Source organism: Streptomyces sp. CB01881 (assembly GCF_002953255.1).
In the GTDB taxonomy this organism is placed as follows: domain Bacteria; phylum Actinomycetota; class Actinomycetes; order Streptomycetales; family Streptomycetaceae; genus Kitasatospora.
The window spans coordinates 1957585-1980535 of record NZ_CP026498.1 but is presented as its reverse complement, the minus strand read 5'-3'; the positions used below and the strand labels follow the sequence as shown (position 1 = coordinate 1980535).

The window sequence follows — 22951 nt, the reverse complement described above, 5'->3', positions numbered from 1 at the left end:
GCCGACGGGAGGAGACTGCGTGACCACAGGCCACCCGCTGCACCCCGGCCACCCCGACCGCTCGCAGCAACCGGACCAGCTACAAGGCCCCGACCACCCCGACCACGTGCAGGGCGTGGACCGCCCCGGCCACGGGCGGGGCGTCGACCGCCCGCCGTTCCCGGGGTACCCGGGCCACCTTCCGTACCCCGACCCACCTCCGCCCGCCACCGCCCTGCTCGGCTGGTACCCGCCCGGCCGCCCCCGCTGGACGGAGAGCCTGCTCCTGCTCACCGTCCTCCTCCTCGCGGCCGAGGAGGCGTACGCCCAGTGGGCAGTAGTCGACGCCCCCCTCCGACCGCTGCGCATGGCAGCAGCCGTCCTCTCCTCCCTCTCCCTCGTCCTCGCCCGCCGCCACCCGGTCGCCGCCGCCGTCCTGCCCGTCCTCACGGCAGGGCTGTTCAACCGTGCGTTCCCGGGCCTGTTCAGCGTCTACCACCTCGCCTCCACCGGCCGGGTCGGCGCCGCCATGACAGGCGGGGCCACCATCGCCGTGCTCAGCGCGGTCCGCGCCGACTCGCTCCTCGGCTGGGCCGGAACCGCCGGTTCACAACTGCTCGTCGAAGCCGCCGTCCTCTCGCTCGGCCTCTGGCTGCACGGCCGCCGCGTCCTGATCCGCACCCTGCACGCCCAGGTCGACGCGCTGCGCCGCGAGCGCGAACTCCGCGCCGAGCAGGCCCGCTCCGCCGAACGCGCCCGGATCGCCAGGGAGATGCACGACGTCCTGGCACACCGCCTCAGCCTGCTCGTCCTGCACGCCGGCGTGCTGCGCGACCAGGCCGAGGCGGGTACCGTCGCCAACGACCCCGCCCGGCTCGCCCACCGGCTGGAGCTCCTCCGCTCGACGGCCGCCCGCTCCCTCGACGACCTGCGCGACGTCCTCGGCGCCCTCCGGTCCGAGCCGCGTCTCCCGGACGAACCCCGGTTCTTGGACGGGCCGCGCCTCCCGGCGGAGCCGCCCTTACCCGCTGCGCCCCCGCCACCCGACCCGCCACGGCCACCCGACCGTCCGGGGGCGCTGGTGTCCGGCCCGCGGCACGTCGCGGCGACCTCGGCAGCACACCGCCCGTCCGGGAGCACACCATCCCGGCCCGACCCCGCCCGTCCCCCCGTTCCCGTGGCGGCGCCCGCCCTGCGGGATCTCACCGAACTCGTCGGGGAGGCCGCCGCGGCCGGGCAGAAGGTCGCACTCACCCTCGCCGGTGATCCGGAGACCGTCCCGACCACCCACCGGCTGGCCGTCCACCGGCTGGTCCAGGAGGCGCTCACCAACGCCCGCAAGTACGCGCACACCGCACCCGTTTCGGTCTGCGTCCGCTACGGCGCCCCGGCGACCACCGTCGAGGTGCTCAACGGCCCCGGCCGTCCGGCGCCGTCCGGGGCCAGTACCGGCGGCGGGTACGGGCTGGTCGGGCTCGCCGAACGGGTCGGCGCGCTCGGTGGCCACTTCGACGCCGGCGCCGACGGGCACGGCGGCTTCCGCCTCGCCGCCCGCCTCCCCTCGCCCGGGCATCCGCCCGCCCCGCCCCCCGAGCCCCGTCCGGCCCGACCTGGAGACGGCGCATGATCCGCACCATGGTGGTCGACGACGACGCGCTGGTCCGCCTCGGCCTCGTCGACCTGCTCACCCAGGACCCGGCCCTCACCGTGGTCGCCGAAGCCGCCGACGGACTGCAGGCCGTGGAGCTCGCCCGCCGCCAACGCATCGACGTCGCCCTGATGGACATCCGGATGCCCCGGCTCGACGGCATCGCTGCCACCCGCCGCCTGCGCGAGCTGCCCGAAGCCCCGCGCGTGATCGCGCTGACCACCTTCGACCTGGACGAGTACGTCTACCAGGCGCTCGCCGCCGGCGCCGACGGCTTCCTGCTCAAGGACACCCCGCCCGCCGAGATCGCCCGCGCCGTCCACATCGTGGCGGACGGCCAGGGGATGCTGCACCCGTCAGCCGCCCGCCGCCTCATCGACCGCTACCACCGCAGCGGCGCACCGCGTTCGGTCGCTGCCCGCACCCGCGCAGCCGGGCTCACCCCGCGCGAGACGGACGTGCTCCGCGAACTCGCCCGCGGGCTGTCCAACGCCGAGATCGCCGGCGTGCTCGGGATGCGCGAGAGCACCGTCAAGGCCCATGTCAGCCGGATCCTCACCGCACTCGGGGTCGGCAACCGCGTCCAGGCCGCGCTGCTCGCCCGCGACGCCGGAGTCGTCGACGACGGGGGCTGACGGCGGCGGCCGACGACGGCGACTGACAGCAGGGGGCGGACAGCAGGGATGGACGGCATCGGCCGATGGCCGCCGGCCGAGGGCATCGGCCACTGACCACCGCTCGCCGCTCGTTGGCCGCCGGCCGCTGACCACCGCTCGCCCCCGAAGTCCACCCCGTGGCACCCCCGTGCGTATCCGTCCGTCCGCAACCCTCGTGCCCTTAACCCCCGGTCCAGCGACCCGTCGTCTGGTATCGAGCGCTGAGCCGCTGTCACCCATCCGGCGTGGAAATGCCGTGCCTTGGCCGTTTGCGCTGCCGAACCCGGGCGCGGGGTCCATGGTGGAGATGGGCGCGATCCGGCGACCGCGCTCGCGCGCCGACCCAGGCCCGCGCGCCGTACGCCTGCCACCGATCGAAGGCGGGCGCCCGAGGCGGGCCCGGCCTCCGGCACGCTGGGAGCAGGGCCACCTCGCAGGAAACCGAACGGTTCTTCTAGGCTCACATCTCGGCTTCCCTGCGGCGGTGCAGTCACTGCGCCCGCCGCATCGAAGCCGCCGTCCACGGGGCTCCGGGCCGACCGGGGCCACCGGATCGAGCGAGGAGGACGCAATGCCAAGCATGCCGCCCAGCCGTTCCACCGCACTTGGGCCAGACGGGCCGCCCTGGCGGGCCCTGCGCCTGGCCGGGGCCGCACGCCCCGGTTGGTCCGGGCACCCGGGCTGGTCCGGCCGGCCGGTGCGGCCGCTGAATACCGGCGGCGGCCGCGGAGGCGAGCGTTGAGTCCCCAAGCCGCCCGGCCGGCCGCGGCGCCGACCGAGACCACCGAAGCCACGCGCACCCCGGCCACTGCCGCCGCCACTGCCACTAGCTCCGCCTCCGCCGCCGCACCGGTCTCCGCACCTGCGTCGGCCGTGGTTCCCGCCCTGGGTACGGGAGTCGGGGCCGTCACCGGAGCAACCGCCGCGACCACGACCACGGCACTCCCACCCGCCCCGCCCGCCACCGCCACGGTCACCACGACTGCCGCCGCCACGTCGACGGCAACGCCAACGGTTACCGGCCCGGCTACTGTCGCTGCCGGCGTCACCAAGGGCGTCGCCATGACCGTCACCGCGCTGGTCCCGCCGACCGTCCCGACGAGCGCTCCATCGGCCACCCCGCCCGCCACCGACGGCGACAGCCAAGCAGGCCCCACCGCCGCCCTCCCCGGACTGCCCCAGGCCCTCAGCTCACGCGCCCGCACCCTGGCCGGCGCCGTCCGCCGCCGCTGCGCCGACCTCGCCCGGATCGAGTCGCCCAGCGGCGACGCCCCCCGACTCAACGCCCTCGCCGAGGAGTTGGCCGCAGGGTTCCGTGCCACCGGCGCCACCGTCCACCGCGAGCCCGGCCCGGCCGGGGACCACCTCGTCCTCCAGTGGGACGGCCAGGACGAGAGCCTGCCGCACCTCCTCGTGGTCGGCCACCACGACACCGTCTGGCCGGCCGGCATCCTCAACGACTGGCCGGTCACCGAACAGGACGGCACCCTCAGCGGCCCCGGCGTCGTCGACATGAAGGGCGGACTCGCCATCCTGGAGGGCGCCCTCGCCCTGCTCGCCGACCTCGGGCAGCGCCCGCACCGCACCGTCCGGCTGGTGGTCGTCTCGGACGAGGAGGTCGGAAGCCCCGACGGCCGACGCCTGGTCGAGCGCCAACTGCGCGGTGCGGCAGCCGTCCTGGGGCTCGAACCGCCCCATCCGGACGGACGGCTCAAGACCGCCCGCCGCGGCAGCACCCGGGTGCGGCTCACCGTCACCGGGCGCGAGGCGCACGCCGGGAACGACGCGGCCCAGGGCGTCTCCGCGGTGGACGAACTCGTCGACCAGCTGGTCGCGGTCCGCGGACTCGCCGGCCAGCCCGGCACCGAACTCAACGCCGGGCGGATCAGCGGCGGCACCCGGGCCAACGTCATCGCCGGCCGCGCCGAGGCCGAACTCGGCCTGCGCTTCGCCACCGCCGAGGCACAGCGCCGCACCCTCGACAGCCTGGCCCGCCTCACCGCGCTGCGCCCGGGGGCCCGGGTGCGGACGGAGGTGCTGTCCAGCCGGCCGGCCTGGCAGGAACGCTCGGCCAACCCGCTGCTGCGGCACGTCCGTTCCCTCGCGGCGGTACTCGGGCAGCAGCTGGACGGCGCACCGGCCGGCGGGGCCGGGGACACCAATCTGCCCGGGTCGCGCGGGCTGCCGACGCTGGACGGCTTCGGCGCGGTCGGCGCCGGGGCACACGCCCGGCACGAGCACATCCGGATCGACCAGCTGGCCCCCCGGATCGCGCTGCTGGCGGCGCTTCTCGCCGTACCGCTGCCACGTCTGCGGGACCGGTCGGAGGGCTGACGCGGCTCCGGCCCCGGAGCGGCGGGCCCGGACCGGCGGGCCCGCTGCAACGGGCCTGGAGTAAGAGGCCTGGAGTTACGGGCCCGGCGCAACGGGTCCGAAGCGGCGACGCCGGGGTTCCGGAGCAGCGACCCCGAGGTGAACGGGCCCGTCGTCCGGCGCAGGCCGGGCGGCGGGCCCGTGGTCGCTCAGCGGGTCGCGCCCCATCGTCGTGGGGCGGTTCGTACAACGGGCCCGCCGGGGCCGCTACGGTCGGCCGTCGCCCTCCGACGGGTGGTCGAGCAGCGGGAACAGGCGGGTGACCGCGGCCACCGGGCGGGTGCCGGGGGCCGGCTCGCGGCGCCGGTAGGGGGCGAGCAGGGCGCGGACGGCGGCGCCGAGGTCGGCCAGCTCCTCGGGGGTGAGGTGGAGGACGTCGCTCGACGCCTCGTCGCGCTGCCACTCGCCGGGGGCCTGCGCCCGGTGGGCGAGCCACTGGCGGTAGCTGGTGTCCTCAAGGTCCTCCGCGAAGTCCTCCGCGAGACCGGCGGCCAGGCCGGGGGCGAGCCGCAGGGGCTGCGGTGCGGCCTGGGCGGAGGAGGCCCCGGCACCGGACGAGCCCGGCGCGCCGGCCGGCCCGGTGGCCTCGCCGGGCATCAGCGAGCCCTCCCACCGCAGCCGCCAGGGGCGCGAGCGGCCGTCGACGGTGGGCGCCTCCTCGATCAGGCCGTAGCGGGCGAGCTGGCGCAGGTGGAACGAACAGGTGCCGGAGCTCTGGTGCAGATGCTGCGCCGCCTGGTTGGAGGTGATCTTCCCCCAGATGGCGATCAGGTCCAGCAGCGCGAGCCGGATCGGGTGGTCCGGCAGCGGCCGGTTCGGCGGTACCTCCAGCGGCTTCGGCCCCCGGGTCGCCTCCGGACGACTCGCGGCGTCCAGCGAGTTCCCGGGCTCGGGCGCGGGCCCCGGCGTGGGCACAGGCCTCAGCGCGGGCGTGGGAGCGGGCCCAAGCGCGGGCGTCGGAGCGGTTGTGGCCGAGGCCGAGGTCGCGGCCTCGGTCACAGCCGCAGCCTCGATCGGGTCCACGGGCCCGGTCGGCAGGGTCTCGTCGGTGGTCACTTTGCAAAGATGCCTGTTTGCAAAGTGTCTGGCAAGCCAAGGGCCCCAAAACACCCCAGTTCACAGCCATCGCCCCCGCCCACTATTTGCAAAGTGACACTTTGCAAAGTTGGATAGGCGCAACCAAAGACTCAGCGGAGGGGAGTGCGACCATGACCGAACGGACGTCCACGAAGACGGTTCGCGGGTCGGTGCGGGTGCAGGGGGAGTGGGTGGCCGCGTACCCGGAGGTGCCGCCGGAGGCGCTGCGCGGGGAGGTGCGGCGGATCACCGTGGTCGGGGAGGAAGTACTGCACCGCCGGTGCCGGGCGGTCGCCGAGGACGAGTTCGGCACGTCGGAGCTGTCACGACTGGTGGACGACATGTTCGCCACGATGTGGGTGGCCGAGGGGGCCGGCCTCGCCGCCAACCAGATCGGCGTGGACCTCCAGGTCTTCGTCTGGGACTGCCTCGACGAGGACGGCGTCCGGCACGTCGGCCACATCCTCAACCCCGTGCTGGACGACCTGCCCTCCGACGCCCGCCGGCTGGCCGAGGTGGAGGAGGGCTGCCTCTCCGTGCCCGGCCCGTACCTGGAGCTGGCGCGCCCGGACTTCGCCGTCGTGCGCGGCCACGACCTGGAGGGCCGCCCGCTGGTGGTGGAGGGCCGGGGCTACTTCGCCCGCTGCCTCCAGCACGAGACCGACCACCTCTACGGCGGCCTCTACATCGACCGGCTCTCGCACCGCGGCCGGCGCACCGCGCTGCGCCGGATGGAGGACCGCAAGGAGAAGGTGTTTGCCAAGCGCGCCGCCCGCGCGGAGGAGCTGGCCCGCCTGAGGCCGTCGGCCTGGGCGTCGCCCGGCGACTGATCAACCGGATTGCTCCGGGCGTGCAGGATCGGCGATGCGAGCGGGAGGCCGCCCGGGTGGCGGGGTCGCAGAAACGGGTGGAGTGCGTCATGCCGCGTCGTGGAGTCCGGCGCCCGGTGGCTTTGCGGCCCTTGTGCCGTCCGGTATCGAATGTCGACGGCCGACCTCGCCGTCGACCGTGACGCAGGTCGGCCGGCCTGCTGGTCGGCCCGCCCCGCCGTGGCCCACCCTGCGCGTGACCCGCCTTGCCCGGGGCCCGACCCGCCGGTGACCCGCCCCGCCGTGGCCCACCCTGCGCGTGGCCCGCCCCGTCGATGGCTTGCCCAGCCGCCGGGTGCTGCCGATCTCCCGCGCCGGTCACTCCCAGCCGTCCCTCCCATCCGTCCCTCCCATCCGTCCGTCCCAGTCGTCCGTCCCAGTCGTCCGTCCCACCCGGCCGTTCGACCAGGCAGTGTCCTGGGCCGTCGGCCTCGGCCGACCGACGGCCGTAGGTGGCCTCCCGGTGCGGGTGCGGGGCCAGTTGAATGAGCCACCGAAGCCGGTAGCGGTGCACGAATCGGGGCTCGCCGGGCTGGCGGCCCTCGATGCACTGGCTCGGGCAGAAGCGCCCGGTCCGGTGGTGGACCTCCGTTCGCGCGTTCGCGGCGGTGGACCGGTCGCCGATCCGCAGGATCCGCCCGTCCACTTCTCGGACCTCCGCGACGCGAACAGATGGCCGAGCCGCCCCGTCCGGAGGGCTTCGGGCCCGTCCGAGCCCGCGCCTGTCGATCCGCGACCCTCCCCCTCGGAGCGGGCCTGCCCCAACGGGCCGCGCCCGTCCCGGGCCGTCCCAGGCGGCCCGGTCCGGGCGGGAGGGCAAGATCATTTGCTGGACGGCGGCCCCGGGTGCACGGGGCAGGAGTTCCGGGCGCGTCGCGGACGGCGGCCTGATTCCCTTGTCAGGCCACCGCCTCACCACGCACAATGGAACCGACCGAACGGTCAGTCGGTAGCGTGGGCGGTGGCGGACCAGCCGCCTCCCGGCCCGCGCCGTACGACAGCAGGCGGCACGCGGCAGCGAGCGCGCCGCAGGACGTGAGAGGGGACCGTGGTGACAACAGAGGTGGCCGAGCCTGTCCCCGCGCAGGTGCAGGAGGAGCGGTTCGAGGCGGTCGTCGCCGCCGAGCAGCGGATCGAACCCCGGGACTGGATGCCCGACGCCTACCGGGCCACCCTGATCCGCCAGATCGCCCAGCACGCCCACTCCGAGATCATCGGCATGCAGCCCGAGGGGAACTGGCTCACCAGGGCCCCGTCGCTGCGCCGCAAGGCAATCCTGCTCGCCAAGGCCCAGGACGAGGCGGGCCACGGCCTCTACCTCTACGCCGCCGCCGAGACCCTCGGCGTGGACCGCGCGGAGCTGACCGAGAAACTGATCTCGGGGCGGCAGAAGTACTCCTCGATCTTCAACTACCCGACCCTCACCTTCGCCGACGTCGGCGTGATCGGCTGGCTGGTCGACGGCGCCGCGATCTGCAACCAGGTGCCGCTCTGCCGGTGCAGCTACGGCCCGTACGCCCGCGCCATGGTCCGGATCTGCAAGGAGGAGTCGTTCCACCAGCGTCAGGGCTACGAGCTGCTGATGACGCTGATGCGCGGCACCGAGGCCCAGCGCCGGATGGTCCAGGACGCGGTGGACCGCTGGTGGTGGCCGTCGCTGATGATGTTCGGCCCCTCGGACGGCGACTCGCCGAACACCGCCCGCTCGATGGCGTGGCGGATCAAGCGGCACACCAACGACGAGCTGAGGCAGCGCTTCGTCGACATGACCGTCCCGCAGGCCGAGCACCTGGGCGTCTCCCTCCCCGACCCCGAGCTGCGGTGGAACGAGGACCGTGGCGGCTGGGACTTCGGGGAGCCGGACTGGTCCGAGCTGACCCGCGTCATCCACGGCCAGGGCCCGTGCAACGCCCAGCGGATCGATCGCCGCCGCGCCGCCCACGAGGACGGCGCCTGGGTCCGCGAGGCCGCCACCGCCTACGCGCGGAAGCGCCGCGCCGAGACCCAGCCCGACACCGGGGCCCAGTCCGACACCGAGGCCCAGCACCACGCGGAACAGGAGAACGGAAAGTGACCGAGTCCAAGGCCGGCTGGCCGCTGTACGAGGTGTTCGTGCGCCCCCGGCGCGGGCTGAACCACGTCCACGTCGGCTCGCTGCACGCGTCCGACGACCGGATGGCGCTGCTCGCAGCCCGCGACCTCTACACCCGGCGCAACGAGGGCGTGAGCCTCTGGGTGGTCCGCTCCGACGCGATCACCGCCTCCACCCCGGACGAGCGGGACCCGTTCTTCGAGCCGAGCGGCGACAAGGTCTACCGCCACCCGACCTTCTACGACATCCCCGAGGATGTCCCGCACATCTGACGGGGAGCACCAGAACCATGACCGACGACACCGTGACCGGCGAAACCGTGGCCGACGACACCGTGACCGGCCGCCATGACAGCCATGAGAGCGACGTCAACCACGGCGCGCACGTCAACCAGGACGCGCACGTCAACCACGGCGCCCACGTCAGCCACGACGCCCACAACGACGACCACCTCTATCTGAGCCTCTCCGAGGCGTCCCCCGGGCCCGAGGGCGAGGGCCGCTGGGCCTACGGGACGGGCTTCGCGGACCCGCTGCTCGGCGTGGACACGGCCGTCCCGGCCGGCCTGGACGGCGCCGACCTCGCCGCCTACTGCCTGATGCTCGGCGACGATGCGCTCGTCCTGGCCCAGCGGCTGATCGAGTGGTGCACCCGGGCGCCGGAGCTGGAGGAGGAGGTCGCCCTCGCCAACCTGGGCCTCGACCTGCTCGGCCAGGCCCGTCAGCTGCTCACCCGGGCCGGCCAGGCGGACGGCTCCGGCCGGACCGAGGACGACCTGGCGTACTGGCGCGAGGAGCACGACTTCCGGAACGTCCGCCTGGTCGAGACGGTGAACGGGGACTTCGCGTACTCCGTCGCCCGGCTGCTGCTCTTCGCGACCGCGCGCGGCACCCTGTACGAGGCGCTGGCCGGGCACCGCGATCCGGTGCTGGCGGCGGTCGCCGCGCGGGGCGTCAAGGAGCTGGCCTACCACCGCGAGTACGCCACCGCCTGGACGCTGCGGCTCGGCGACGGCACGCCGCTCTCGGCGCAGCGGATGCAGGACGGGCTGGACGCGGTCTGGCCGTTGCTGGAGGAGCTGTTCACGGCCCACCCGGTGGAGCTGCGGGTCGGCGTGGACCCGGCGACGCTGCGCGAACCCGTGCTGCGGGAGCTGGCCGCCGTCCTCGCCGAGGCCGGGCTGACCGTGCCGCAGGCGCCGGCGCTGGCCACGGTCGGCGGCCGGGCCGGTCGGGACGGCGTGCACACCGAGGCGCTCGGCCCGCTGCTGGCCGAACTCCAGGTGGTGGCCCGCGCACACCCGGGGGCGACGTGGTGACCGTGCTGAGCGACGCCTGGGAGATCGCGGCCACCGTCCCCGATCCCGAGCTGCCCATGCTCACGCTGGCCGACCTCGGGGTGCTGGCGGAGGTCGAGGTGGGTGGCGCGGCCGGCGACGGGACGGGCACCGGGGCGGGCGGAGAGACGGGCGGTGAGACGGGCGGTGCGGTCGGCCGCCGGACCGTGACCGCCTGGCTGACCCCGACCTACTCCGGTTGCCCGGCCGTCGCCGAGATGGCGGCCGACGTGGACCGGCGGCTGCGCGCGGCCGGGTACACGGACGTCCGGGTCCGGCTGCGGCTGGACCCGCCGTGGTCCACCGACCTGATCACCGCGGAGGGCCGCCGCAAGCTCGCCGAGGCAGGCATCGCCCCGCCCGGGCCCGCCGCCGGGCGCCGGACGTCCCCGGGCCTGCTGACCCTCGGCCCGACCCGCCACCTCGTGGCCTGTCCGCTCTGCGGCGGCAGCGACACCGAGGAGCTGTCCCGTTTCGGCTCGACCGCCTGCAAGGCGCTGTGGCGCTGCCGCGACTGCCGCGAGCCCTTCGAACGCGTCAAGGAGATCTGAATGGCCGCCGGTCCCGCCAGCACGGCCCGCCCCGTGGACACCCCCGCCGCTCCGGCGCCGGCGGCCCGTCCCGCCCGCCGTCCGGCCTTCCACCATCTGCGGATCGCCGCGGTCGAGCGACTCTGCGAGGACGCCGTCGCGGTGACCTTCGAGGTGCCCGACGGGCTCGCCGACCAGTTCGCGTTCCGGCCGGGACAGACGCTGACGGTGCGCCGGGTGGTGGACGGTGCCGACGAGCGCCGCTCGTACTCGATCTGCGCCCCCGTCGGCGGCCCGCTGCGGATCGCGGTCCGCGAGGTGCCCGGCGGGCTGTTCTCCCGTTGGCTGGTGCGCGAGGCCGCGCCGGGCGAGGAGGTCGAGGTGCTGACCCCGTCGGGCCTCTTCACTCCCGAACTGGGCGAGCCCGCCGACCACGTGCTGCTGGCGGCCGGATCCGGCGTCACCCCGATGCTCTCCATCGCGGCGTCGGTGCTGGCCGCCGACCGCACCTCCACCGTCACCCTGCTCTACGGCAACCGGCGCAGCGACACCGTGATGTTCGCCGACGAGCTGGCCGACCTGAAGGACCGCTACCTCGGCCGGTTCCAGCTGGTGCACGTGCTCTCCCGGGAGACCAGGGACGCCGAGCTGCTCAGCGGCCGGCTCGACCCGGAGAGGGTCGGCGCGCTGCTGAAGGCGCTGGTGGACGTGGAGCGCGTCGGCCACTGGTGGCTCTGCGGCCCGTTCGGGATGGTCGCCGGGGCGAAGGAGTTGCTGGCCGGGCTGGGCGTGCCGGGCGAGCGGGTGCACCAGGAGCTGTTCCACGCCGAGGACGAGCCGGTCGCCGAGCGCGCCGAGGAGTCCGCGGACGGGCCGGCGGACGGTGCGTACAGCGAGGTCACGGTCGTCCTCGACGGGCGTGGCAGCACGCTCTCCCTCCCGCGCGACCGCTCCGTCCTCGACGGCGCGCAGCGCTCCCGCCCGGACCTGCCGTTCGCCTGCAAGGGCGGAGTCTGCGGCACCTGCCGCGCCCTGGTCACCGAGGGCGAGGTGGAGATGCGCCGCAACTTCGCACTGGAGGAGAAGGAGCTCGCCGCCGGCTACGTGCTGACCTGCCAGGCCCGCCCGCTCACCGACCGGGTGACGGTCGACTACGACCGCTGAGCGGGCGCGGCCACGACCGGCTGTGCGGCCACGACCGTCGAGGGGTACGGCCACGACCGGCTGTGCGGCCACGACCGTCGAGGGGTACGGCCACGACCGGCTGTGCGGCCACGACCGCCGAGCGGGCGCGGCCACGACCGGCTGTGCGGCCACGACCGTCGAGGGGCGCGGCTACGACTGCTGTGCGGGCACGGCGGCGTCCTGCGCCGGTTCGCCGAGCAGTGCGACGAGGGCGTTGACGGCGGCCCGGCCCGCCCGGTTGGCGCCGATGGTGCTGGCCGACGGGCCGTAGCCGACCAGGTGGACGCGGGGGTCGGCGGTGGCGGCGGTGCCCGTGAGGGCGATGCCGCCGCCGGGGGAGCGCAGGCCGAGCGGGGCCAGGTGGCCGACCTCGGGCCGGAAACCGGTGGCCCAGACGATCGCGTCGACGGGCAGCTCCTCGCTCCCGGGCCCCTCACCCCAGGCGACGCCGTGCTCGGTGAGGCGGTCGAACATCGGGCGGCGGTGCAGTGCGCCCAACTCCTCGGCACGGCGGTAGGCGACGGACGGACCGAGCCCGGTCACGCTCACCACGCTTTGCACCGGCAGGCCCTGGCGGACCCGCTCCTCGACCTTGGCCACCACCGCCCGGCCGTACTCGGGGGTGAACGGGCCGTCGTGGTAGACCGGTGGGGTCCGGGTGACCCAGACCGTCTCGCCGACGGCCGCGACCTCCGACAGCACCTGGATCGCCGAGGCGCCGCCGCCGACCACCAGGACGCGGCGGCCGGCGAACTCCTCCGGCCCCCGGTACTCGGCGTAGTGCAGCTGCCGGCCCGCGAAGTGGCCGGGGTAGCGCGGCAGGAAGGGGCGGGTCCAGGTGCCGGTCGCGTTGATCAGCGCCCGGGTGGACCAGGTGCCCGCGTCGGTCTCGACCAGCAGCCGGGAGCCGGGGCGGTCGGACTCGGAGCGGACCGCCCGGACGTGGACGGGGCGCACGACCGGGAGCGCGTGCTTCGCCTCGTACGCCGCGAAGTACCCCGGGACCACCTCGCGGGCGGGGGCGTCGGGGTCGGGCTCGGGCAGTTCGAAGTCGGGCAGGTCGTGGAAGCCGTGCACGGTGGCCATCCGCAGGGAGGGCGAGCGGTGCGCCCAGGCGCCGCCCGGGGCGTCGTCGGCGTCGAGCACGACGAAGCCGCCGTCGGCGTCCGCCCGGTAGGGGGCGAAGCCGCGGCGGCGCAGGTGGTAGGCGGCGGACAGGCCCGCCTGCCCGGCGCCCACCACCAGGACGTCGACCCTCCGGGTCCCGTCGGCCGGGGTTCCGGCATCGGCCGCACCGTCGTTGGTTGCACCGTAAACAGTCACGCCGGTGAAACATCGGGCGGCCCGGGAGTTGTTCCCGCTGCCGCGAAGCGGCCCGGGCAGGCAGTCGGATGAGCAGGCCGGATCAGCAGGCCGGGCCGGGCGGCCGGATCAGGTCGCCGGGGAGATCACCACGGCGGTGCCGTACGCGCAGACCTCTGTCCCGACGTCAGCAGCCTCCGTGACATCGAACCTGAACATGAGCACCGCGTTGCCGCCGCGCGCCTTGGTCTGCTCGACCAGCCGCTCCATCGCCTCGTTGCGGCTCTCCACCAGGGTCTTCGTCAGTCCGCGCAGCTCGCCGCCGACCAGGGACTTCAACGAGGCGCCGATCTGGCTGCCGATGTGCCGGCTGCGGACGGTCAGGCCGAAGACCTCGCCGATCACGTGGTCGACCCGGAAGCCGGGGATGTCGTTGGTGGTCACGACCAGTACCTGGGCGTCCGGGCGCTGCCCGCCGCCGAATTCGTCGATGTTCGCCATGGGCCCATCCTGCGGGCTGGACGGCGTCCGGGCCCAGAGGCGTGGCCGGGGCGGGCCGCGGAAGGCCGCAAGGGGTCGCAGGGGGGCGCGGGGAGCGGAAGCAGGCCGGAGGAGAAGGACGGAGGGCAGCGGAGGTGGACGGAGGAGGACGGAGCGGCTCCCGGAAGGAGACAGCGGAGGCGCGGAGAAGTGGGCCCGGGAGCGTCGGGAAGGACGGGGTCGGACGGGGAAGCTCGGACAGACCGGTGATCGGGCGGCCGAAAAGCCGTACCGTAGCCCCATGGGCGAGCGAAGCGATCATCCACAGGGGCCGGGCGCGGCGGAGGACTCGGGCGCGCAGGAGATCGAGGCGACGGTGGTGCTGGGCCTGCGGATCACCGACTGGCCGGCGTTGCGCGCGGCCGCGATCGCGGCCGTCGAGGAGCTGGACTTCGCCGGAATCGACCCGGCAGGCCAGCGGCGCGAACTGCTGCGCGAGGTGGCCGAGGACGCCAACGCGGCTCTCGGTGCACTGCTCCACCCGGACCGGCTGGTGGCCGCGATCCCCGGCGTCGAGGCCATCGGCGGGACGCTGGAGATCAGCGTCACCGAGGACTTCGCGCCGGACTTCGCTGAGCTCTTCCCGCTGGACGGCGGCGACGGCGAAGAGGACGGCGGCGGGACCGGCGACTGGACCCTCACCCCGCGCACCGCCTGCCTCCTCCACGCCCAGCTGCTGGGCCTGGCCGACGCCGCCTACGACGACCTGGAGGAGCACGAGGACGAGCCGGTCGCCGACGGCGAGGAGTCGGACTGGACCGTCTTCGGCCGGCTGCCGCAGCGCACCTGGCGCCTGCATCGGGGCTGGCGCCGGGCGATGGCCCGCTCCTTCGACGACCTGGCCGACGACCTCGCGCTCGGCGAGTGGCCGCTGCCGCGTTGCCTGGCCGAGGAGATCGCCCTGAGGATGGCACTGGTGGACGCCCGTGCACTGCTCGGTGCGCAGCCCGAATCGGTCGCCGACATGATGGGCGACCTGCCGGCCGACCTCTACGACTACGACTGGGACGGCTGCCACGACGAGCTGTTCGGTGTCTTCGGGCCGGACGACGGCGATCCGGAGCTGACCGCCGAGCAGCGCACCGAGCTGCTGCTCGCGGCGACCCACCCGGAGGGCTGGTTCCTGGTGTACGAGGACGCGGAGGAGCGGGACCCGCAGCGCGGCTACCGGCGCTGAGGCAGGCTGAGGCCGCAGATCGAGGGCCGAGGGCCTGGAACCGAGGCTCGCGGGTTCCGCCGCTTCCGCCGGCTCCGCGGCCGCCGCCGGTCGTACGGCCGCCGCCGGGTCCGGCACGGGTGCGTGGCGGACGGTTAGGCTGCGGGCATGTCCGATATGTCTGGCAGTGGGGTGTTCGGCGGTGAGGTGTCCGGCGGGGGACCGGGTGCGGCCGACGATCCGGTGCTGGCCCGGGTCGCGCTGGGCCTCGACGGTGTCCAGGCCGCGCAGCGCGGGCGGACGGCGCAGGCCCGGGAGAGTTTCGAGCGGCTCTGGGAGGCGCTCGGCGAACGCGACGTGTTCCACCGCTGTGTCCTCGCCCACTACCTGGCCGACCTGCAGGACGACCCGCGCGCCGAGTTGGAGTGGGACCGGCGGGCGCTGGCCGCCGCCGACTCGCTGACCGCCGAGCGGGCGCAGACCTACGAGTCCGCCCTCCAGGTCCGCGCCTTCTATCCGTCGTTGCACCTCAACCTGGCCTCCGACCACCTCAAGCTCGGTGAGCCCGACCAGGCGCGCGACCAGCTGGAGCGCGCCGTGCTGAGCCTGGACGCGCTGCCCGAGGACGAGTACAGCGCCGGCATCCGCGCGGCCGTCGACGAACTGCGGCAACGCCTGCGCTGAGCCCTGCGCGGAGCCCTGCGCCAACGCCTGCGCCGACTCCTTCACCGGCGCCTGCGCCGAGTCCTGCGCCGGGTGTTGTTCACCGTTTTTGTTCAATGACCGAGCCCCGGACCCGAACAACCCCGGTGCGCTACATCTGGAGCGCTGCACCGACCGGCGATGGGGAGAGTTCGGCAGATGACGACGCTGTGCATCGGAAACAACCGCACCGAGGAGATGGTCGGGGACCTCACCGGGATGACGCCGCTGGAGCGGCTCTTCGCCGGCTGCGGGGCCCAGCGGATGCTCTGGTTCGCCGAGGACGACGACGTCCTGGTGCTGCCCTGGGCGCCCGACCCGGCGTACCTCGCGTACGTCACCGGGCTGACCGGCACCCGGGCGCAGAGCCTGACCGTGGTCGTACCGCCGTCGGGAGCCGAGGGCGACGGCATCCTCACCCCGGACCGGCTGGCAGACCCGGGTTTCCGCGAGGAGCTGCGCCGCGCGCTGGACGGGCGGCCGGTGGGAAGGGTGCTGGCGATCTCGCCGAACGCGGCCGTGGCCGACCTCGCCGACGCGCTCGGCGCCGGACACGCCGTGCCGGGGCACGAGTTCGCCGCACAGGGCGGCAATGCGCTGGTCAACAGCAAGGCGGTGTTCCGGGCGCTGGCCGCCGGCGCCGGCGTGGCCGTCCCGCCGGGAACGGTCGCCACCTCGCCGCAGCAGGTGGAGGCGGCGGTCAACGGCCTGCTGGAGCAGGGCCACAGCGTGATGATGAAGGTCGAGTACCAGGCCGGGGGCTTCGGGAACGAGGTCCTCAGCCGGGACGAGCAGGTCACCCCGGCCGGTGCGCAGCGCGTGGTGCCGCTGGCGGACCGGGCGGCGGTCGCGGAGTACGTCGCCGGGCGCTGGGACTGGCTGACCGGCGGGCGCAACCAACGCGTCGTCGTGGAGCGGTACTTCGCGGACGCGGTACCGCTGTACGCGGAGTTCGCGATCGGCGCGCACGGATCGGTGCTCTCGGGCTGCGGGGAGATGGTGATGGACCCGGTGGTGGTGGGCGAGATCACCCCGCCGGTCACCCCGGACGCCGGGACCCTGGCCGAACTCGTCGACCGGGCGGCCCGGTTGTGCGAGTCGCTGCGAGTGCTCGGCTACCGCGGCACGCTGAGTGCGGACGCCCTGCTCACGCCCAAGGGCGAGCTGTACTTCACCGAGACCAACGGACGGCTGACCGGTTCGACGCACCTGCACGACGCGTTGTTCGCCCGGCTGGTCGGTGCCGGGCACCGCGCCGCCCGGGTGATCCTGGAGCTGGCCGGCCTCCACGTGCCGTCCTTCCCGGAGGCCGTCGCGGCGGTCGAGCGGGCCGGACTGGCCTTCGACCCGGTGACCCGCACCGGCGTGGTGTTCAGCGCCGACTTCGGCCCGGCCGACGGCTCGGTGATGTACTGCGTGATCGCCGAGGACGCGGCGGCGGCCAGGGCGGCGGAGGGCCGGCTGCTCACACTCTTCGCGCGGTGACGGACACCGGCGCCGTGGGACCGCCGGTGATGAGGGCGGCGGTGATCCACCGCTACGGCGGGCCCGAGGAGTTCCGGACCGAGACCGTGTCCGAGCCGGCCGCCGGGCCGGGCCAGGTGCTGATCGACGTCACCCTGGCCGGCCTCAACTACGCGGACCTGCACTGCCGTGAGGGCGAGTACCAGCGCAACCCGTTGCCCGCCGTGCTCGGCGTGGATGTGGTCGGGCGGCGCCGCGGCGACGGCCGGCGGGTGGTCGCACTGCTCCGCTCCGGCGGCGGATACGCCCAAGTGGCCTGCGCTGACCAGGCGTTCACGGTGGAGGTGCCGGACGGGGTCGGTGACGAGCAGGCCCTGGCGCTGTTGGAGCAGGGTGCCACGGCCTACGGCGCGCTGACCCTGCTCGGGCGGCTGCGGCCGGGCGAGCGGGTGGCGGTGACGGCCGCGGCCGGCGGGGTCGGGCACCTGGTGGTGCAGCTGGCCCGGGAGTTGGGCGCCGGTCGGGTCGTGGGCCTGGCGTCGACGGAGGCCAAGCGGGAGTTCGTCCGGTCGCTCGGCGCGGACGCCGCGCTCGACCCGGCCGGCCCGGACCTTACCGCCAGGCTCGGCGAGTCGGGCGGTGTGGACCTCTTCGTGGACTCCGTCGGCGGCGAGGTGCTGCGGTCCGGGCTGGCGGCGCTGGCGCCGTTCGGGCGACTGCTCTGCGTCGGGGCCCGCGGCGGACCGGAGGAGTCCTTCTCGGTGGACGAGCTGGCCGGGGGTTCGGCCGGCGTGCTGGGGTTCTGGCTCCAGCACGTACTGGACGACCGGGTGCTGTTCACGGGCGTCGCCGGGCGGCTCTTCGGGCTGGCGCGCGAGGGGCGGCTGGCCGCGCGGATCGACCGGGTCGTCCCGCTCGACGGCGTCGCCGGCGCGCACCGGGCGTTGGGTGCGCGCGAGACGATGGGCAAGGTGCTGGTCGACGTGCGGCGGGAGACCTGAGGGGAGGCCCGTGGGGCGGCGCCGCCCCACGGGCCCCGCTCAGTAGCCCGCGACCTCGTCCAGGCCGTGGCCGCGCAACGGGACCAGGAAGCTGCGCTCGAAGACCACCACCACCTCGCCGGTGGACTTGGCGCCGGTGGTGCGGCAGCTGACGATTCCCTGCCCGGCGCGGCTCTCGGAGAGCCGCTTCGCGAGCGTCTCCGTCTCCGCGTAGAGGGTGTCCCCGGCGAACACCGGGTGAGTCATCCGGATGTTCTCCCAGCCCAGGTTGGCGATGGTCCGCCCGCTGGTGGAGCGGGCGGTCATCCCGCCGACGATGCTGAGCGTCACCAGGCTGGAGACGATCGGCCGCCCCCAGGGCGTGTGTTCGCTGTACGCGGCGTCGATGTGCAGCGGGGCGTCGTTCATGCTGAGCATGCTCATCAGCACGTTGTCCATCTCGGTCACCGTCCGTCCGGGGCGGTGCTCGATCACGTCGCCGACCGTGAACTCCTCGTAGTAGCGGCCGACCACCTCGCGGTAGCGCCGCTCGCCGATCAGCCGGTAGCCGGCCGGCTCGGGTTCGTCCATGATGCGCTGCTCCCAGGTGTCAGAGGTCGGAGGTGAGTTCCTTGACGTGGCCGGCGAACTCGGTGATCAGGCGCTCGTCCATGTCGGCGCGCAGCATCAGCCGCAGGCCGGCCTCGCCCTTGGGGACGATCGGGAAGAACACCGCCGAGCTGTAGAAGCCGCGTTCGAAGAGCTGGGCGGAGAGCTTGACCGCGCGGTCGGCGTCGCCGACGTCGACCCGGCGGACCGGCAGGCCGTTGCCGGCGAAGGTGGTCGGCAGGAGTTCGTCGAAGAGATCGATGTTGCGGTTCAACCTGCCCTGGAGCTCGCCGAGTTCGGGCGAGCGGTGGATGGCGGCGGCGCCCAGTGAGGCCCCCACCAGCGGCAGTGCGACGTTCTGCGACCAGCCGACCGGGCCGGCGTGCCGGTGCAGGAACTCGAACTGTTCGCGGTTGCCGAGCATCGCGACGCCGCCGCCGGTGCCGAAGCCCTTGCCGAGGCTGGCGGCGATGACGGTCAGCGGGTTCATCTCCAGCCTGGAGCGGACGAAGCCCTCGCCGCGCCCGCCCATGATGGAGAGCGAGTGGGAGTCGTCGATGTAGAGGAACAGCCCGTAGCGGTCCTGGAGTTCGAGCAGTCCGTCGAGGGCCGCCGCGCCGCCCATCGAGTACGCGCCGTCGGCCACGTAGGCGACCCGCGGGTACTTGCGGCAGATGTCCTCCAGGTAGTTCAGGTCGTTGTGCGGGCAGTTGAGCACCAGCGTCTCGTCCGCGCAGATCGGCTTCACGTATGCCATGCAGAAGTGGCAGAACCGGTCGAAGACCATGACCCGGGGCCCGCCGCCCCTGCCGTCGCAGGTGCCGTCGAGGTGGCCGGAGGCGATCAGCGGCAGGATGCCCGCGGTCAGCGCCGTGCAGGAGGCGCCCGGCAGGATGTGCGCGCCGAAGAGTTCGCCCAGCTCCTCCTCCAACTGCACCAGCAGGTTGTGCCGGATCCGGGTGGTGGAGGTGACCAGCCAGGTGCTCCGGGACTCGGTGAGCGCGTCCACGGCGCCGGCGGCGACCTGCGGGTGGTTGTTCAGGCCGAGGTACGCACAGGAGACCATGTTGGCGAACTCGTGGCCGGTCTCGCGGACGATCAGCCGGTTGTTGGACTCCGAGTCCACCTTGATGCCGATCAGGCCGTTGGCACCGGCGGCCTGCCAGACCGGGTCGGCGGTGGCGAGCATCGTCTCGGCGTTGCGGTACCGGCGGGGGCCCTGGATCGATCCGGCGTTTGCGGTCATGGTCACTTCTCCCTGGTGTTGGTTGGCGTGGCCGGGGCCGGGTATCCGGCCGGGGCGGGCCGGGCCGGCGGTGCGGGGGGTGCGGGCGGGGCGGGCGCCAGCGGCGGCTCCGGCGGGGCGAACTGTTCGAGCAGGCGTTGGCAGGCCTCGAAGAACGGCATGCCGACCATCACCCCGTCCACGACGGTGACCGAGCGGCCGTTCTCCCGTCCCGCCGCGACCACCCGCCGGGCCCGTTCCAGCAGCGCCTCGTCAGGGCTGAACGCCTCGTTGATCAGCGGAAGCTGGCGCGGGTGGACGGCGATCTTGCCGCTGAAGCCGAAGTCCCGGGCGAGCGCGGCCTCCCGGCGCAGCCCGGCCACGTCGGCGACCTCGAAGAACGGCGCGTCCATCGCCTCCACCCCGGCGGCGCGGGCGCTGTTGACCACCCGGCCGCGGGCGTGCGCCAGCGCCTCCCAGGAGAGCCCGGCGCCGACCGCGAACGCGTAGTCGGCGGAGCCGAAGACCAGTCCGCGCAGCCGGTGTCCGGCCGCCGCGACGGCGGGTGCGTGCTCGATCCCGAGCGGCGTCTCGACGACGGCGAGGAACTCCGTCTGCGGGCAGTCCGGTCCGAGGGTTCCGGCCGCGATCTCGATGTCGCGGGGGGACTCCGCCATCGGGATCAGCACGATGTCCGGCTTCACCCGGTACCGGGTGATGGCGATCAGGTCGCGCAGACCGTCCGGGCCGGAGAGGGAGTTGATGCGGACCGCGCTCCGGGCGAGTTTGCTGGACGGCAGGGTGAAGAACTCCTCGGCGAGTCGGCGGGCCTCCTCCTTCCGTGCGGGCGGGACCGAGTCCTCCAGGTCGACCATGGCGATATCGGCCCCGGACTGGTGGCTCTTGGCGTACCGCTCCACCGCCATCGCGGGTGTGGACAGCAGGGAACGGCAGTAGCGCGTGAACTTCATGGAAATCTCCGAAGTCAGCGAAGGCTGCGGCTCCCGGTTCTATCCCACCGGCATTGTTCGGCGCCGTGCGGCTGGACATTGAACATCAACTCGGAACAACCGGCCCGGAGGTCCGATTGTTTGGCGCCAACTGTCCTGCGCATGATGAATCTTGGGGGATGGACAGGAAGGTCACCACTTCAACGGAGAAGGGGGCTGCTGTGCCGCGTCGGGAGAGTCCACTCGACCAGGGGGACGGGCCGCTGCTGAGGTTCGCCGGCGACCTACGGGCGCTCAGGGAACGGGCCGGTACCCCGCCGTACCGCCAACTGGCCCTCCGGGCACACTGTTCGGCCGCCAGTCTCTCGGTAGCCGCCGGCGGGCGCCGGCTGCCCAGCCTCGCGGTGACCCTCGCCTACGTGCAGGCCTGCGGCGGCGACGTCCGCGAGTGGCAGCACCGCTGGCAGCTGCTGGCCGCCGAGCTGGCAGCCGACACCGCCGCCCGGAGGCGCGCCCAGGACGCCGGCTGCGCCCCCTACCCGGGTGCGGCGGCGTACGAGGCGGCGGACGCGGAGCGGTTCTACGGGCGCGAGGCAGTGCTGGACCGGCTGGTCGGGCTGCTGGGCGAGCGGAGCCTGGTGATGGTCACCGGGCCGTCCGGGGTGGGCAAGTCATCGCTGGTCAGGGCGGGTCTGCTGGCCCGGATGGGCGGCTTGGGCGGCAGCGGTGGCCCCGGCGGCGCGGGCCCGAACGCCGGTGCGGGCCCCCGCTCCGGAGCCGGAGCCCGCACCGGAGCGGGCCCCCGCGGTGCGAGGGATCCGCGCAGGGGGGCGGGCGCGGCGCGGCCGGGCGCCCGTGCGGTGCCGGTGGCGCTGCTCACCCCGGGCGAACGGCCGATGGAGGCGTACGCGCTGGCGCTCGCCCGGCTCGGGCAGCGGGCCGGGGAGACGCGGGGCGTGCGCGCAGGACTGCAGGCCGCCGGGTGCGAGCGGGCGCGGGCCGCGGATCCGGTGCTGGTGGTGGACCAGGGCGAGGAGCTGCGGACGCGGTGCCGGGACGCCCGGGAACGGGCCCGGTTCCTGGACGCGCTGGTCGCGGCCGCGGAGGGGACGGGCCGGAAGGCGGGCGGGGCCGGCGGTGCGGACGGCCTCCGGTGCCGGGTGGTCCTGGTGGTGCGGTCCGACCAGGGCGATGCGCTGCGGGCCGAGCACCCCGCCCTGGCCGAGGCCTGCCGGGGCGCCGTGCTGACCGTCGGCGCACCCGCGCCGGACGAACTGCGCCGGGCCATCACCGAGCCGGCGCTGCGGGCCGGCTGCACCGTCGAGGGCGCGCTGCTCGCGGTCCTGATCTCCGCGGTGGCCCAGCAGCCCGGCGCGCTGCCGCTGTTGTCGGCGGCGCTGCTGGAGACGTGGCGGCGGCGCAGCGGCAACGCGCTCACCCTGGCCGGATTCCAGGCCACCGGCGGGTTCGAGGGGGCGCTCGCGCGGACCGCCGAGGCGTTGTTCGACGGTCTGGGTGCGGCCGACCGGGAACGGGCCCGGGCGGTGTTCGTACGGCTCGGCGGCGAACCGGCCCCGGGCGCCGGCGGCGACAGCGTGCGAAAGCCGGTCAGGCGCGGGGAGTTCGACGATCCCGGGGTGCCGGCTCTGCTCGAACGGCTGGTCCGGGCCAGGCTGGTGGTGCTGGACCGGGACACCGTGGAGCTGTCCCACCACGCCCTGCCGCAAGCCTGGCCCCGGCTGCGGGACTGGCTGGCCGAGGGCCGGGAGGCGCTCGGCGAGCAGCGGCGGCTCACCGCGGCCGCGCGCAGCTGGGCGGCGGCCGACAAGGATCCCGAACTGCTCTACCGGGGAGCCCGGTTGGACCATGTCCGGCGGCGGGTGGCGGCGGGTGAACTGGCGTCGGGCGGGGTCGAGCGGGCGTTCCTGTCGGCGGCGGTCCGCGCGGCCGCCGACGACCGCCGGCGGGTCCGGCGGCAGAGTCTGGCGCTGGCCGGGCTGGCGGCGGCCGGCGGGGCGTTGCTCACCCTGGCGGGCGGCCACCGGATCCGGCGCGGCTGGAGGGATTGATCGGCCCCGGAACAAGGGGAGTTGAACAACGGCCCGGTTATTCGGTAAGTCGGCCGGGCGGCCTCGGGAATGTCGATCACCTGCTTGCGCGGCCGTCGGGCGGCCGGGTAGCTTGGCGATCGATCCCGGCTCCGGCAACCTTCCGAATTCGCCTGGCCGGCCGTGGATTCACCTCCCGCCACGGTCGGCCGGTGCCGGCCCGGCGGTTT

General features: G+C 74.7%; 20 protein-coding genes. 14 read left to right on the top strand and 6 right to left on the bottom strand.

Annotation, left to right across the window (positions count from 1 at the left end; genetic code table 11):
- Positions 1–19 precede the first annotated feature (19 nt).
- The 3 genes from C2142_RS08685 to C2142_RS08675 all read left to right on the top strand — a co-directional run bounded on the left by C2142_RS08685 (position 20) and on the right by C2142_RS08675 (position 4617).
- Positions 20–1606, top strand: coding sequence for a histidine kinase (locus C2142_RS08685; protein ID WP_148641856.1), 1587 nt, complete (start codon positions 20–22; stop codon positions 1604–1606).
- Positions 1603–2262: a response regulator transcription factor gene (locus tag C2142_RS08680; protein ID WP_148641855.1), complete on the top strand. Its 660-nt coding sequence runs from the start codon at positions 1603–1605 to the stop codon at positions 2260–2262. Before C2142_RS08685 ends, C2142_RS08680 begins: the two co-directional genes overlap by 4 nt.
- A 1083-nt stretch (positions 2263–3345) precedes the next feature.
- Positions 3346–4617, top strand: a complete 1272-nt coding sequence (locus C2142_RS08675; protein WP_148641854.1) for a M20 family metallopeptidase — start codon at positions 3346–3348, stop codon at positions 4615–4617.
- 246 nt (positions 4618–4863) lie between these two features.
- Here the strand turns inward: C2142_RS08675 and C2142_RS08670 are convergent, their stop codons facing one another.
- Entirely contained in the window at positions 4864–5712 is an 849-nt protein-coding gene (locus tag C2142_RS08670) for a winged helix-turn-helix domain-containing protein (protein WP_346766370.1), read from the bottom strand.
- Between the two features lie 152 nt (positions 5713–5864).
- Here C2142_RS08670 and def point away from each other — a divergent pair, with 152 nt between their 5' ends.
- The 6 genes from def (at position 5865) to paaE (ending at position 11724) form a co-directional block, all read left to right on the top strand.
- Complete coding sequence (def, locus tag C2142_RS08665) at positions 5865–6563, top strand: peptide deformylase (protein WP_148641853.1); 699 nt, start codon at positions 5865–5867, stop codon at positions 6561–6563.
- Between the two features lie 1102 nt (positions 6564–7665).
- Complete coding sequence (paaA, locus tag C2142_RS08660) at positions 7666–8676, top strand: 1,2-phenylacetyl-CoA epoxidase subunit PaaA (RefSeq protein WP_241002458.1); 1011 nt, start codon at positions 7666–7668, stop codon at positions 8674–8676.
- Positions 8673–8966 carry a 1,2-phenylacetyl-CoA epoxidase subunit PaaB gene (gene paaB / locus C2142_RS08655; RefSeq protein ID WP_030234269.1) on the top strand — a complete coding sequence of 98 codons (294 nt, stop codon included), beginning with the start codon at positions 8673–8675 and terminating at the stop codon, positions 8964–8966. The genes paaA and paaB overlap by 4 nt, the downstream gene beginning before the upstream one ends.
- A gap of 17 nt (positions 8967–8983) precedes the next feature.
- Positions 8984–10012, top strand: a complete 1029-nt coding sequence (gene paaC / locus C2142_RS08650) for a 1,2-phenylacetyl-CoA epoxidase subunit PaaC (RefSeq protein WP_148641851.1) — start codon at positions 8984–8986, stop codon at positions 10010–10012.
- 56 nt (positions 10013–10068) lie between these two features.
- The gene (paaD, locus tag C2142_RS08645; protein ID WP_148642283.1) at positions 10069–10581 is read left to right on the top strand and encodes a 1,2-phenylacetyl-CoA epoxidase subunit PaaD; all 513 of its coding nucleotides are present in this window, start codon (positions 10069–10071) and stop codon (positions 10579–10581) included.
- Positions 10582–11724 (top strand): 1,2-phenylacetyl-CoA epoxidase subunit PaaE, encoded by a 1143-nt coding sequence (gene paaE, locus C2142_RS08640; RefSeq protein WP_148641850.1) that lies wholly within the window; start codon positions 10582–10584, stop codon positions 11722–11724. It begins immediately after the preceding gene.
- Positions 11725–11895: 171 nt separating this feature from the next.
- Here the strand turns inward: paaE and C2142_RS08635 are convergent, their stop codons facing one another.
- Both C2142_RS08635 and C2142_RS08630 read right to left on the bottom strand, forming a co-directional pair.
- The gene (locus C2142_RS08635) at positions 11896–12990 is read right to left on the bottom strand and encodes an NAD(P)-binding domain-containing protein (RefSeq protein WP_241003147.1); all 1095 of its coding nucleotides are present in this window, start codon (positions 12988–12990) and stop codon (positions 11896–11898) included.
- A 186-nt stretch (positions 12991–13176) separates the two neighbouring features.
- Positions 13177–13548 carry a YbjQ family protein gene (locus C2142_RS08630; protein WP_148641848.1) on the bottom strand — a complete coding sequence of 124 codons (372 nt, stop codon included), beginning with the start codon at positions 13546–13548 and terminating at the stop codon, positions 13177–13179.
- 280 nt (positions 13549–13828) lie between these two features.
- On the opposite strand from C2142_RS08630, the gene C2142_RS08625 reads away from it, so the two are divergent.
- The 4 genes from C2142_RS08625 to C2142_RS08610 all read left to right on the top strand — a co-directional run bounded on the left by C2142_RS08625 (position 13829) and on the right by C2142_RS08610 (position 17910).
- Positions 13829–14764 carry a hypothetical protein gene (locus tag C2142_RS08625; protein ID WP_148641847.1) on the top strand — a complete coding sequence of 312 codons (936 nt, stop codon included), beginning with the start codon at positions 13829–13831 and terminating at the stop codon, positions 14762–14764.
- 147 nt (positions 14765–14911) lie between these two features.
- Positions 14912–15427: a hypothetical protein gene (locus C2142_RS08620; protein ID WP_206670933.1), complete on the top strand. Its 516-nt coding sequence runs from the start codon at positions 14912–14914 to the stop codon at positions 15425–15427.
- A gap of 177 nt (positions 15428–15604) precedes the next feature.
- On the top strand, positions 15605–16930 hold the full coding sequence (locus C2142_RS08615) for a peptide ligase PGM1-related protein (RefSeq protein WP_148641846.1): 1326 nt from the start codon (positions 15605–15607) through the stop codon (positions 16928–16930).
- Positions 16927–17910 (top strand): zinc-binding dehydrogenase, encoded by a 984-nt coding sequence (locus tag C2142_RS08610; RefSeq protein WP_241002457.1) that lies wholly within the window; start codon positions 16927–16929, stop codon positions 17908–17910. Before C2142_RS08615 ends, C2142_RS08610 begins: the two co-directional genes overlap by 4 nt.
- 39 nt (positions 17911–17949) lie before the next feature.
- Here the strand turns inward: C2142_RS08610 and C2142_RS08605 are convergent, their stop codons facing one another.
- From C2142_RS08605 to C2142_RS08595, 3 genes are read right to left on the bottom strand one after another with little or no spacing between them, the layout of a single operon-like run.
- Positions 17950–18480: a MaoC family dehydratase gene (locus tag C2142_RS08605; RefSeq protein ID WP_148641845.1), complete on the bottom strand. Its 531-nt coding sequence runs from the start codon at positions 18478–18480 to the stop codon at positions 17950–17952.
- Positions 18481–18499: 19 nt separating this feature from the next.
- Complete coding sequence (locus tag C2142_RS08600) at positions 18500–19744, bottom strand: aminotransferase class I/II-fold pyridoxal phosphate-dependent enzyme (RefSeq protein WP_148641844.1); 1245 nt, start codon at positions 19742–19744, stop codon at positions 18500–18502.
- A 2-nt stretch (positions 19745–19746) separates the two neighbouring features.
- Positions 19747–20694: a CoA ester lyase gene (locus tag C2142_RS08595; RefSeq protein ID WP_148641843.1), complete on the bottom strand. Its 948-nt coding sequence runs from the start codon at positions 20692–20694 to the stop codon at positions 19747–19749.
- 158 nt (positions 20695–20852) lie between these two features.
- Here C2142_RS08595 and C2142_RS08590 point away from each other — a divergent pair, with 158 nt between their 5' ends.
- A complete protein-coding gene (locus tag C2142_RS08590; RefSeq protein WP_148641842.1) occupies positions 20853–22742 on the top strand; it encodes an ATP-binding protein in 1890 nt (629 codons plus the stop codon).
- Positions 22743–22951: the final 209 nt, after the last annotated feature.